The following is a 12747-nucleotide window of genomic DNA, read 5'->3' as shown; positions in this document are numbered from 1 at the left end:
AATATATTATGAGACGATTACCTATATATTTCCTCATTGACGTATCAGAGTCAATGGTAGGCGAACCTATCCAGCAGGTTCAAGATGGTATGAGAATGATTGTGCAAGAACTGCGCACCGACCCTTATGCTCTCGAAACTGCATTTATCTCCATTATAGCATTTGCCGGTAAAGCCAAGACACTGCAACCATTGACAGAGCTGTATAAGTTCTATCCTCCAATCTTCCCAATTGGAGGAGGCACATCGTTAGGTGCAGCACTTGATTATCTTATGGACGACATGGACAAATCGTTAGTAAAGACTACAACTGAGCAGAAGGGCGATTGGAAACCTATCATCTTCCTCTTTACCGACGGAACTCCTACGGATGACCCAACATCAGCCTTTGCACGATGGAACAACAGATATCGCCGTAAGGCTAATCTTGTGGCTATTTCCATAGGAGACAATGTCAACACGCAGATGCTTGGCCGGATTTCCGACAACGTATTGCGCCTGAATAATACAGATGAGATGTCATTTAAATCATTCTTCAAATGGATAACGGCTTCAATCAAAGCAACAAGCGTTTCTGTAACTGATGCCGGAGATGATGATGTGCAACTCGCTACGACGAATGGAATCAGTCTGGAAAAGGTTGATACCAACAAACCATGCGTTGTTGACGAGAACTTTGCTGTCTTGCTTGGAAAGTGCTCGAATACCAAGAAACAATACCTTATCAAGTATGCCAAGAAGCTCTCTACAATAGAAAGTCTTGACAATATAGACATGGAAACAACAAGCTTCAAGCTCATTGGGGCTTATCCCATCGATGAAGCAGCATATAATGAGCTATGCGATGGCAAATCAAACCGTAACATCAATACGATGTCTTTGCGAGGTGTACCAACCTGCCCATGTTGTGGAAACCAATTTGGCGTCGTGATATGTGAGTGTGGTAACGTCATGTGCTCTGACGGCCATACCAATGCTTGTCCATGGTGTGGCATGGAAGGCTCTTTGGGAGAAATGCCAGAAGGAGGTATGGATATTACAAGAGGAAGAGGCTAATGATTATGAATATTGATAAAATCATACAAACCATTGTTGGGGATGTGAGTGAAGAAAAGGCAGAAAGCTTTCTCCGCTTCATCGCAGATAAACTATGGGGACAATACAACGACTATCTTATGGATAAAATAAAGGCGGCTGAAAACGAAATTGTTTGGAACCTCAACATGCCTAATGCAAAAGAGAACCAAACATACGCTCAAACGGTTGAGATGCCTAAGGTTGCATCCGCTTTATTGCCGGGAATGGAAATCATTATTGATGAAGTGATTGGATTAGAGCCGTATATGCACGGACTCCGGCTGATGATTACTCCTGATAAAAAGTCATTTGCTATTACAGGGACACCTTCACTTGAGCATTTCCGTAAAGAGGGAGCAATAGCCCAATCAACATTCGAACTTACACTCAAATATCATTTCTCAGGAATTGAAATGCCAACCACGCATCCGACTTTAGAACGGAAAGTTCAATTCATCATCAACCAAGACCCAAGAAAACTATGGCGTGAATTACCTGTCGATTGGGACAATATGCCTGAACCGAAATACAAGAAAGATGATGTTCAAGCAGAATATGTAAAAGTAGAAGCATTGTCAGATGGTACTATGCAGAAAGATATTGTTGCAGCAAGCAAGCGTGGGCGAAGCCATGCCCAGGAAGGAAAGCCACGTGACGACCATTTCAAAATGAGCCATATGGACAATGGTTGGTACATCATGGCTGTAGCAGACGGTGCAGGTTCGGCAAAATATTCCCGCGAGGGTTCACGCATAGCATGTGAAGAAGCAACCAACCATTGCAAGGTTGAATTGTCTAACAGCAAAGAGTTTGAAGATGCAGTCAAGCGATACAATGAACACAAAACAGAAAGCGAAAGTGACGCTCGTAAGGCTGTTGGTGACTACATCTACAAAATAGTCGGAACTGCTGCATTCAAAGCAAACAAGAGCATCAATGGAGAAGCCGCACAAAGAGGCATACCTGTCAAACAATATGCCACGACATTGTTATTGGCCATTTGCAAAAAGTTTGAATTTGGCTGGTTTGTTGCTACATTCTGGGTAGGTGATGGAGCAATATGTTTGTACAACAGACAAGCACACACTGCCGAGGTACTTGGTGTACCGGATGAAGGTGAATATGCAGGACAAACACGATTCCTTACTATGTCAGAAATATTCAAAGATGCAACATCGCTTTACCAACGTCTGCGATTTAGAATTGTTGATGATTTTACAGCTTTGTTCCTTATGTCGGATGGTGTCAGCGACCCGAAATTTGAGACAGATGCCAATCTCAATAATCCGGACAAATGGGATGCGCTTTGGAATGACCTAAAAGAGAATGGCGTTGAATTGACGGACGATAATGAAGCATCTAAAGACCAATTGCTTGCATGGCTTGATTTCTGGTCACCCGGCAATCATGACGACCGCACAATCGCCATACTATATGAAGGCGAAGAAGTGCAAACTGTACCTCAAACAGCAGATGCAGAATCAGATGTGATTGCAGAAAAAACAGAATGCACTGAAAAAGAAAGCTGTGCTGATGGGACAAATGAAAGCCATCCTGAAAGTTCAAATACAATCATAGAAGACAATAGTCAATCTCCAAAAGAGTAAGTCATGGCAAATAAGGTAACATTAACCGCAACAGATGGCACAACAGTTGAGTTCTACGATGAAATAAAGGCTCAAGGTGGTGTCAAAGATGTCTATTTCTCAGTTGACAAGAGCTATGTTGTAGCGTTCTACCGCAAACCGACAAATGCCAACGATAAGGCACGTATCAATGATATTGTGAATATTCACCGAAACAGAATATTCACAAACGATACTATCGGGCAATATTGGACCTCTTTCTTTGCTTGGCCAATAAAAATCGTGGAATGGAAGGGACTGACAGGTATCGTAATTCCTTTTTATGACAAGAAATTCTTCTTTGATGGTGTTGACCCATCTTGGCCATTTATAAAGAATGGTCAAGAGAAGAATGGAAAATGGTTTGCATCGGCTAAACTAATGAACAAGTTTGTTCCGGCTGACCAGAAAGGCACATTCTTGTCCCGCTTGCACATGTGCCTGAAAATAGCACGTGCCACGCGTCGCTTACATGCCGCAGGATTGGCACATTCTGATTTGTCATATAACAATGTGCTTGTTGACCCATTTACCGGCAATGCATGTATCATTGACTGTGACGGTCTTGTTGTTCCTCATAAATTTCCTCCGGAAGTTGTTGGTACTCCGGGATTTATCGCGCCGGAGGTTCTTGCCACCAAGGCTCTAAAAATAGAAGACCCACAAAAGAACTTGCCACAGATAACAACCGACCGCCATGCTCTTGCTGTATTGATTTATACATTCCTTCTCAATCGTCACCCATTGGATGGTGGAAAGGTGTGGGATGTTGACAATCCACAGAAAGACGATGATATGCGTTATGGCTCCAAGGCTTTGTTTATAGAGCATCCTACGGACAAGACAAATTGTGTCAAACCTAATCAATTGGCTAAATCCGAATTGCCACAAGGCGACCCGGCCAAATACCCTTATAGCATTTGCGGACCTTATCTGAAAAAACTTTTTGATAAAGCTTTTATTGACGGTCTTCATAATCCTTCCGCTCGCCCAAGTGCAGCTGAGTGGGAAGAGGCTTTGGTTAAAACGTGTGATTTGGTGCAGCCTTGTCAAAATCCAGGCTGTGAGGCTCATTGGTATGTGTTTGACAACACAACAAAGCCTCGTTGTCCGTTCTGCAGTAAGGAATATACAGGTCAGCTTCCTATACTCAATTTCTATTACGCACCGTCTCATGGCAAATATATCTCAGAAAACTATCGCTTGATGATATATGACAAACAGACGCTTTATCGCTGGCACTCCAACAACTTGGTTTCTGCCAACGAAAAGACCAGCGCTGACGACAAGCGTCCTGTGGGTGATTTCCATTTCCATAATGGTCAGTGGATATTAATCAACCGCCGTCTGCCTGACATGCGTGATGTGACGGATAAGAAAGATGTACCCATTGGTGATTTCGTACCGTTAACCGATGGCAGGCAGATTCTTCTTGACAAAAGCCAAGGAGGAAGGTTAGTAGTTGTTCAACTCGTAAAAAATTAATTATATGGCAATAACGAACCAGTGCAACAATTGCAAATTGTTTAATGGAAGTGTGTGTCGGTCAACCAACGTAATGCCCGATTACAATCAAATTTCATGTGAGCAATATACTAATAAAGGTATCATATTAGACAAAAATGATGACAAAGATATAACCCCAATTGTACCTACAATAGCTCCGGACTCCGATGTAACAGAATCTATATCTGAAAAGCAAGGAATGTTTAGAAATCCGTTCTCATTTAATGGAAGAATCAGAAGATTGGAGTATGGAATATCTTATATTCTTATGTATATATATGCAATTTCTATAGGCTTTATTGTAGGAGCAGTTGATGGAAGCGAAGGCATAATGTACCTTTTTCTAATTCCTGCATATTGGTTTATATGGGCGCAAGGTGCAAAAAGATGTCATGACCGAGATAATTCCGGTTGGTATCAACTCATCCCATTCTATATGTTATGGATGTTATTCGGCGACGGAGATGAATTCGCGAACAACTATGGTCCAGATCCTAAAGGCCGTAATATTTATGGTTAATGCAACTATAAAAGTATTAGCTATCGGATGATAGCCAATGCGGTGCAAGCATATTATATGACTAAAGCATTGAATAAATTATCAATTTAAATAGAGGCAATAGTGATGACATAAAACCTTGCAACCTATTTTCAGTACTTTTTGTATGAATACTTGTAATGTTATGAAAAGTAAAATTGAGTGCAATATTCATAGTACCTTTGCAGTGTAAAAGTTCAATAAATTAAAATTCGAAGAATATGAAACTGTTCGACCTATTAAAATCAAATTATGCAAAGGATGCCAAGGTAGATGACATGATTCCTCAGAACATCAGTACTGAAAACTTAAATATAGAGGAGCCCACAAAGGCACAAGAAGAGAAACCTGATGGTGACAAGATTGTCACCATCACTTATGGAACAGGTATGCCTATAGATGTAATCTTCAACTTTATAAGAAAAGACTACGAAACAGAAGGCTACAATGATGCATTAGTGAGCACAGACCCTACGTATAAAGCAACTAAAGAGGGCATGATACGTAGTGACCTGAAGACACTGTTTACCCAGGTTGCTTTAAAATACCAAAATGATATACGAATGCTTGACGTTGAAATTGCCAATTACAAACAGGCTTGTCTTTTTATCAGCGTCTCTGCAATGGAATCCCGTCGTGCAACTTTTGAAGAACATCTCAGCAAAATCATAGAGATGGAATCTCAACTTGATAATAACGACCCTCGAATGATGATAATGATAGAATCATATCGCCGAGGTTTCCTAAAAGGAATGGCTGCAAAAGCAGGCAGTTTTATGGATGCATAATTTACTAAAATCGTTCAAGCATGAAATCATTAAAGAAATTAGGATGTCTCCTCATTGGCTGGAATCATACTATACTCAGAGAATGTGGAGAAGCAAGTCAACAGCAATTTAGAAAATTGTTGTCTGCAATGTGTATTATGATGGTACTTTGGGGGACTATAGGGTACTGCTTTGCCGAAAGATATATAGGTATTGACCATATTCCATTTAAGCTACTTGTAGCTTTAGCCTTTATGGTTATCATTCTTTGTATAGAAAGGGTTATCATCTTAACTGTTGGAAAAGCAAGGCTAATGACGTTCATGAGAGGCTTAATGGCTATATGTATGGCTGTTTTGGGATCTTGTATTTTTGATCAGATTATATTCAGTAATGATATTCAGCAAACAATACAAGAACGTCGTGAGGAGAAAGTCCTATCCACGATACAAAAGCGTCTATCTGTTTATGATGCTGATATAAAAAGAATTAACACTGCTATTGATTCTATCAGTAAGATAAATGATGCCTTGTATAAAGAATTGGAGGCAAAGCCAACAACAACAATAACCACAGTTTCTACCCATCAGCAAGTTGCAGGAGTTGATACTAATGGAAAACCTATAAAAACAAGCGTGCAAAGTGTTAACAGAACGGTTGTACCCAATCCAAGGGCGGAACAAGCAAAAGGGAATGAAGAACAGCTGAAAATATACAATTTTCAGTTGGACGAATTGAGAAACGACAAAAAAGATATTGATAAGACTGTTCGTGAAGAATTTACTAAACGACCAACAGGTTTTATCGAAGAATTGGAAGCGACATTATCTGTTGTTTCTCAAAGTCCTGTCTCTCTTGCTTTCTATACAATCCTGTTTATGTTCCTTACATTCTTGGAGCTATTCGTTTTAACAATCAAAACAGGTGACGGCAAATGTGATTATGAACTTATTGTGGAACATCAATTGGAACTGAAGAAGAATGTAATGTTTAATACCGAATCCACATTAAAACATCAAAACCATGAACAATTATAACAAGATTGGTTTTATAAAACGCCAAAAAACAACATATCTGATTTAGTCGAATATTTTAAATCTGGAATTATGAAATTAAATAAATAACAAACAATAAAATAAACCAACAAATGTCACAAAAAAATCATTTGACAGGCTTGAACGATGCGCAAGTGCTCGAAAGCCGCAAAAAACATGGTGGGAACATTCTTACACCACCGGAGAAAGACCCGCTGTGGAAACAGTTCCTTGAGAAATTTGGTGACCCGCTCATCATAATACTGATGATTGCCGGTGCATTGTCCATAGGCATCTCATTCTATGAATACTTCGGACTTGGGCATAGTGCACAGGTGTTCTTTGAGCCTGCCGGAATTTTCGTTGCCATTCTGTTGGCGACAGGGCTTGCATTCTACTTTGAACTGCAAGCCGACAAGGAGTTCACCATTCTCAATCAAGTGAACGATGACGAGCCTGTGGAAGTTATCCGTAACGGCAACATCACTCAAATTCCTCGCAGGGATGTGGTTGTCGGCGACATCGTTATTCTCAACACCGGTGAAGAGGTTGCTGCCGACGGAGAACTCATTGAGGCTGTGCAACTTCATCTTGATGAATCAACGCTTACCGGTGAGCCTATGTGCGGCAAGAGCATCGACGAAAAGGATTTCGACAAGAATGCCACTTACCCTACAAACCACGTGATGAAAGGCACCAAGGCAATGGAAGGCCACGGCAAATTCCGTGTCATTGCTGTCGGTGACAAAACAGAACAGGGAAAGGTTTTCGAAGCTGCCCAAATTGATGACAGCATAAAGACTCCGCTGAACGAACAACTCGATGGTCTGAGTGATTGGATTACAAAGCTCAGTTATGGCTTCGCTGCCCTCATTGTCATTGGCCGTATCGTGATGTATTTCATGGATAACGGAACCGGTTGTTTCGGTTCCATGGAAGTGATAGCTCCTTTCGTTGCATATGTGTTGCAGACATTGATGATTGCTGTAACCCTTGTGGTCGTTGCAGTTCCTGAAGGCCTGCCTATGGCAGTGACCCTTTCATTGGCATATTCTATGCGTCGCATGCTCAAGACCAACAACCTTGTACGCAAGATGCATGCTTGTGAGACAATGGGCGCCACCACAGTCATCTGTACCGACAAGACAGGCACACTTACCCAGAATCAGATGAAGGTCGACGAAATAAAGGTTTATGCCGAATCTTTGGATGAGAACATCATCAATGAAGGTTTGGCTGTAAACTCAACAGCGTCGCTTGACTTTTCCGACACAAAAAGACTTCAGGTACTCGGCAATCCTACTGAAGGTGCACTGCTGTTATGGCTTAATGAAAAAGGCGTTGACTATCGCACCTTGCGTGAAAGTGCAAGAATTGTGGATGAGATTCCTTTCTCCACTGAACGTAAGTATATGGCTACTGTGGTTGAATCAGCCGCTCTTACCGGCAAGAAAGTACTTTATGTAAAAGGTGCTCCGGAGATCATATACTCTCTCTGCAAAACTTCGGATGCTGACAAGCATACTGTCGATGCGCAACTGCTTGCTTACCAGAACCGTGCTATGCGTACACTTGGTTTCGCTTACCAAGTGCTTGAAGATGGCGGCAAGGCGGTAACAGATGGAAAGGTTGTTGCCAACTCACTGCATTTCATAGGCATTGCAGCAATTGCCGACCCAATCCGTGCTGATGTGCCTGACGCTGTGAAAGAATGCCTTGATGCCGGTATCAGCGTTAAGGTTGTAACAGGTGACACTCCGGGAACAGCAAAGGAGATTGGCCGTCAGATTGGTCTGTGGACAGACGCTGACAAAGAATGCAACATAATCACCGGTCCGGAATTTGCCGCTCTCTCTGACGAACAGCTTCTTGACCGCGTTATTGACCTGAAGATAATTGCCCGTGCACGTCCGATGGACAAGAAACGCCTTGTAGAGACTCTTCAGAAACTGAATCAGGTGGTTGCTGTGACAGGTGACGGTACAAACGATGCACCGGCATTACACACAGCTCATGTCGGACTGTCAATGGGCGACGGAACATCAGTGGCAAAAGAGGCTTCCGACATTACCATCATCGACAACTCATTCTCATCCATCGGCAAGGCAGTGATGTGGGGACGTTCACTGTATCAGAACATTCAGCGCTTCCTGCTCTTCCAGCTTACCGTTAACGTGACAGCCTGCTTCCTTGTACTCTGCGGTGCATTCATGGGAACAGAGAGCCCGCTGACTGTGACCCAGATGTTGTGGATAAACCTCATCATGGACACTTTCGCCGCTATGGCGTTGGCTTCGCTGCCACCTTCGGACAGTGTGATGAAGGATAGGCCGCGCGACCGCAATGCGTTTATTCTTAACAAACAGATGATTTGGAACATTTTTGGCGTTGGCGGCTTCTTCTTTGCTATGTTGCTCGGACTGCTCTACATTTTCCAGCATGCTGACATTAGCCAACTCTCGGACCTGCTATCACTGCAACTTGGCGAGAGGGGACATGTTACAACATACGAGCTGACACTGCTCTTCACCATCTTCGTCATGACTCACTTCTTCTACCTCTTCAACGCACGTGCATTCGAGACAGGACGCAGTGCACTCCATTTCAAAGGATGCGGAGGTCTGCTGACAATCGTGGTGATAATCCTCATCGGACAAGTGGCAATGGTAGAACTTCCGGGACTCCAGCAGTTCTTCAATGTCTGCGGATTGAAACTCGAGGATTGGATTATCATTATCATCGGTTCCTCACTTGTTCTCTGGGTACGTGAGGCATGGCATCTGGTGACAAAGAAACGATAATCATAATGGAACAAAGTGTGGAGCATATCATAATCAATGAGATACCTCCACACTTTTCTTTAATCACATAAATGAATTATGAGCAATAATAACAACCGTCGGCTTGGAGAAGCTCCATGTTTTCATGTCATCCTTTCAACCGGACTTGGTACAGGGTTTCTGCCATGGATGCCCGGTACATGGGGAGCACTGCTTGCACTGGCAGTGTGGTACGGACTTTATCTCACACTCCCTGTGGATATTATTCTGCCGGTTACAGGAATGTTGATTGTCTGTAACTTCATTGTCGGTGTATGGACTTCAAACATCATGGAAAGATACTGGGGGCAAGACCCTCGCACGGTGAACATTGATGAGTTTATCGGTGTGTGGATTCCTTGCCTTGTCGCTCCTTGTGGCGACAACACATTGCTTATGGCATTCCTTGGGTTCGCCCTTTTCCGTATCATCGACATCTTCAAACCACTCGGCTGTCGATGGATTGACAGGAATGTCAGGGGAGGGTGGGGCGTGATGCTCGATGATGTGCTGGCAGGAGTGTATGCACTCATTATCCTCTACGGCATAAAATTCATAATGCTCTGAATAATGAATATACCAAGATACAATATTAAAATACAGATCATCATGCGTACAAAGATTATCATCCTATTTATCACATTATGCTCAACATCTGTTTGGGCACAGAAGTTCAACAGGCCTGACAGCTATAACTATAAACGAGGCGTAGAAGCCATAAACAATAATAATCCTGAAGAAGCTCTCGAATATCTTAACAAAGAGATTAAGGAGCATCCTGACAATGGATATGCACAGACGCTTTTGGCATGGATTTATATTTACGAGGAACAGTATGGACAAGCATTGACCGCAGCAAATGTCGCCATAAAGAAGATTCCTTCCAAGGACAAGGAGTATGTAGCATTCGCCTACTCAATGAGAGCGAAGGTCAACCTTTGTCTGGAAGACACCGTCCATGCCATTAGGGATTATTCCGCTGCCGTAAAGGTAAACCCAGCAAACAGAGAACTCTACAATGACAGAGCCCAAATATATTACGAACAGTGTAAATACGACCTTGCCGATGCGGACTACCGCAAGATGGTGGAATTGGACGAAGGTGATGTCATGGGGTATATGGGTATTGGCCGTAATGCCAATGCTCAGGAGAAATGGGATGATGCTATCCGACAGTTTGACCATGTAATCAGGCTTGCTGCAGATTATTCCTCCGGATATTCTTTTAGGGCAGAAAGCTATATAGGCAAAAAGCAGCATGACAAAGCCATAGACGATGTTATTACAGCATTATCCATTGATGGTGACAATAAAGCGTTCTACCTGTTGCAGCAGTTGGCCGACACTGCATTTGTCCAGACGACTGCCAAGCTAAAAGTCCAAACCATCAAAGAACCGAACGACTATTCATGGTTTTATTATCTTGGAGTTGCATGTGAACGAGTCGACAAATACGATGATGCTATAGTTGCATATAAAAAGGCTTTGGAAAAGGAACGTAATCCGGCTATTGCTTATCGCATTGCTAATTGCTATAATGGTTGCGGAGAATTTGGGAAAGCGCTGGCTTATTGCAATCAGGCCATAAGTTTAGATTCCACCGATACTGACTATATTTTCATGAAGGCTAATATTGAAAACGACATGGAACTGTCAAAAGAAGCGGTGGAAACTATGAGTGTCTATTTGGAAAAGAACCCTGACTCAGGTTTTGCCTATTACCGCCGTGGCTGGTTCAAAGACCACTCAGGTGATATAGACGGAGCCATTGAGGATTATACTATGTGTATTACCTTAATGCCGGAATATGCATACAGCTATCTTAATCGTGGTGTGCTCCTCCGCCTGAAAGGGAATGCAAAAGCCGCAGAGGAGGATTTCCGGCAAGTCATAAAGCGTGACACCATCGCTGATAAGACAGAGTGTGCCCATTATGCCTATTACTATCTGGGGGACAAGGAAAAGGCCATTTCCCTAATGGATACCATGCTGAAAAAAGATGCCAAGGATAATTATTATGATGCAGCCTGCCTTTATTCCATTATGGGAGAAAAGGAGAAAGCCATTAACTATCTGCGTAAGGCATTGGAAACTGGTTTCAGAAGATTTGCCCACATAAAGCGAGATAGAGACCTTAACTACATCCGCAATGAAAAGGAATTCATGAAACTGATTGAAGAATACGAGGAAAAACATCCTCAGGAAACATCCGGTGATGACATGGATGACTTGGCATACGAAGAGAGAACAGAAGAAATTCCTTTCTCAAAAGAAGGTGAGATGTATAAGGTGAGATGCACCATCAATGGCCTGCCGCTTCATTTCATCTTTGACACTGGTGCATCAACCGTAACCCTTTCATCCGTAGAAGCCACGTTCATGCTGAAGAACGGATATCTGTCTTCGTCTGATGTCATAGGCAAGCAGCATTTTCTTACGGCAAGTGGTGAGGTGTCTGAAGGCACAGTCATAAATATTCGCGAAGTGAAACTTGGGAATCTTCATCTTGACAATGTCAAAGCCTCTGTAGTGAGAAATCAATCAGCTCCTTTATTGTTGGGACAAAGTGTGCTTGGAAAGCTGGGAAAAATAGAAATAGATAATGGAACAAGGAATCTGAAAATAACTTATAGACAGAAGAAATAAATATTTTTGAAAACTAACTCATAAAAACAAAATTATGGAAACAAAAGAACAAATTGAAAACACCGGTCTTAAAACGGGAATGTTCAGACACCCATTCTCATTTAAGGGAAGAATCAGGCGCTTGGAGTTTGGCATAAGTGTAATAATATACTATATTTATTATGGAATATTATTGAATATGGCTTACAATCTTAATAACATTGATTTCACATTGGTATTCATGGTTTTGACTATTATTCCGGCAATTTGGTTTATTTTAGCACAAACATGTAAGAGGCTTCATGATTTAGATTATTCAGGATGGAGATATTTTCTATTATTCATACCTCTGTACAACATATATTTTTACCTGCTCCTTCTTTTCAAAGATGGGGACGAATACGTGAATGAATACGGATCAGACCCAAAAGGACGTAACATTTATAGTTAAGTCCTTTTTCGTGTCATTGACATCTTTAAACTACTCGGCTGCCAGTGGATTGACAAGAATATCAGGAGAGGGACTCGATCATGTGTTAGCAGGAGTGTGTGCAGATAATTCTCTCTGTTATAAAATTCCTCACGCTTTTCCATGCATTATCATGTTTTATCATGCATTCCCGCGTTTCATCATTTCCACCCTTCCTCTATAATATATTATAATGTGTGCCCCTCCGTATTCATTAATTTAAATCAACGAAAGGCGCAAAAATTGCCTTTTTCTGCAAAAAATCCCTCGGAATTCTTGCGAGATTGG

At 42.1% G+C, this 12747-nt stretch carries 10 protein-coding genes; all 10 read left to right on the top strand.

Annotated elements, in window-relative coordinates; genetic code table 11:
- Positions 1-8: 8 nt before the first annotated feature.
- The 10 genes from HPS57_RS12090 (at position 9) to HPS57_RS12045 (ending at position 12441) form a co-directional block, all read left to right on the top strand.
- The gene (locus HPS57_RS12090) at positions 9-1055 is read left to right on the top strand and encodes a TerY-C metal binding domain-containing protein (RefSeq protein ID WP_172183442.1); all 1047 of its coding nucleotides are present in this window, start codon (positions 9-11) and stop codon (positions 1053-1055) included.
- On the top strand, positions 1055-2683 hold the full coding sequence (locus tag HPS57_RS12085; RefSeq protein WP_253946551.1) for a PP2C family serine/threonine-protein phosphatase: 1629 nt from the start codon (positions 1055-1057) through the stop codon (positions 2681-2683). Before HPS57_RS12090 ends, HPS57_RS12085 begins: the two co-directional genes overlap by 1 nt.
- Before the next feature lie 3 nt (positions 2684-2686).
- Positions 2687-4186: a helix-hairpin-helix domain-containing protein gene (locus tag HPS57_RS12080; RefSeq protein WP_172183440.1), complete on the top strand. Its 1500-nt coding sequence runs from the start codon at positions 2687-2689 to the stop codon at positions 4184-4186.
- Positions 4187-4190: 4 nt separating this feature from the next.
- Positions 4191-4727, top strand: a complete 537-nt coding sequence (locus tag HPS57_RS14360) for a DUF805 domain-containing protein (protein WP_253946550.1) — start codon at positions 4191-4193, stop codon at positions 4725-4727.
- 239 nt (positions 4728-4966) lie between these two features.
- Positions 4967-5533: a hypothetical protein gene (locus tag HPS57_RS12070; protein ID WP_172183438.1), complete on the top strand. Its 567-nt coding sequence runs from the start codon at positions 4967-4969 to the stop codon at positions 5531-5533.
- Between the two features lie 20 nt (positions 5534-5553).
- Positions 5554-6549 carry a DUF4407 domain-containing protein gene (locus tag HPS57_RS12065; RefSeq protein ID WP_172183437.1) on the top strand — a complete coding sequence of 332 codons (996 nt, stop codon included), beginning with the start codon at positions 5554-5556 and terminating at the stop codon, positions 6547-6549.
- 110 nt (positions 6550-6659) lie between these two features.
- On the top strand, positions 6660-9347 hold the full coding sequence (locus tag HPS57_RS12060; RefSeq protein ID WP_172183435.1) for a calcium-translocating P-type ATPase, PMCA-type: 2688 nt from the start codon (positions 6660-6662) through the stop codon (positions 9345-9347).
- Positions 9348-9425: 78 nt separating this feature from the next.
- On the top strand, positions 9426-9932 hold the full coding sequence (locus tag HPS57_RS12055; protein WP_172183433.1) for a phosphatidylglycerophosphatase A family protein: 507 nt from the start codon (positions 9426-9428) through the stop codon (positions 9930-9932).
- Positions 9933-9974: 42 nt separating this feature from the next.
- Positions 9975-12011: a tetratricopeptide repeat protein gene (locus HPS57_RS12050; protein WP_172183431.1), complete on the top strand. Its 2037-nt coding sequence runs from the start codon at positions 9975-9977 to the stop codon at positions 12009-12011.
- Between the two features lie 34 nt (positions 12012-12045).
- Entirely contained in the window at positions 12046-12441 is a 396-nt protein-coding gene (locus HPS57_RS12045; RefSeq protein ID WP_253946549.1) for a DUF805 domain-containing protein, read from the top strand.
- Positions 12442-12747: the final 306 nt, after the last annotated feature.

It is taken from the genome of Palleniella intestinalis (assembly GCF_013166595.1).
Classification (GTDB): domain Bacteria; phylum Bacteroidota; class Bacteroidia; order Bacteroidales; family Bacteroidaceae; genus Prevotella; species Prevotella intestinalis.
The sequence above is the reverse complement of the archived record's forward strand: the minus strand, read 5'-3'. Positions and strand labels throughout refer to the sequence as shown.

Coding starts and splice junctions, on each gene's coding strand:
- HPS57_RS12070 (WP_172183438.1), top strand. CDS start 4,967: ATGAAACTGTTCGACCTATTAAAATCAAATTATGCAAAGGATGCCAAG.
- HPS57_RS14360 (WP_253946550.1), top strand. CDS start 4,191: ATGGCAATAACGAACCAGTGCAACAATTGCAAATTGTTTAATGGAAGT.
- HPS57_RS12060 (WP_172183435.1), top strand. CDS start 6,660: ATGTCACAAAAAAATCATTTGACAGGCTTGAACGATGCGCAAGTGCTC.
- HPS57_RS12055 (WP_172183433.1), top strand. CDS start 9,426: ATGAGCAATAATAACAACCGTCGGCTTGGAGAAGCTCCATGTTTTCAT.
- HPS57_RS12050 (WP_172183431.1), top strand. CDS start 9,975: ATGCGTACAAAGATTATCATCCTATTTATCACATTATGCTCAACATCT.
- HPS57_RS12090 (WP_172183442.1), top strand. CDS start 9: ATGAGACGATTACCTATATATTTCCTCATTGACGTATCAGAGTCAATG.
- HPS57_RS12065 (WP_172183437.1), top strand. CDS start 5,554: ATGAAATCATTAAAGAAATTAGGATGTCTCCTCATTGGCTGGAATCAT.
- HPS57_RS12080 (WP_172183440.1), top strand. CDS start 2,687: ATGGCAAATAAGGTAACATTAACCGCAACAGATGGCACAACAGTTGAG.
- HPS57_RS12085 (WP_253946551.1), top strand. CDS start 1,055: ATGATTATGAATATTGATAAAATCATACAAACCATTGTTGGGGATGTG.
- HPS57_RS12045 (WP_253946549.1), top strand. CDS start 12,046: ATGGAAACAAAAGAACAAATTGAAAACACCGGTCTTAAAACGGGAATG.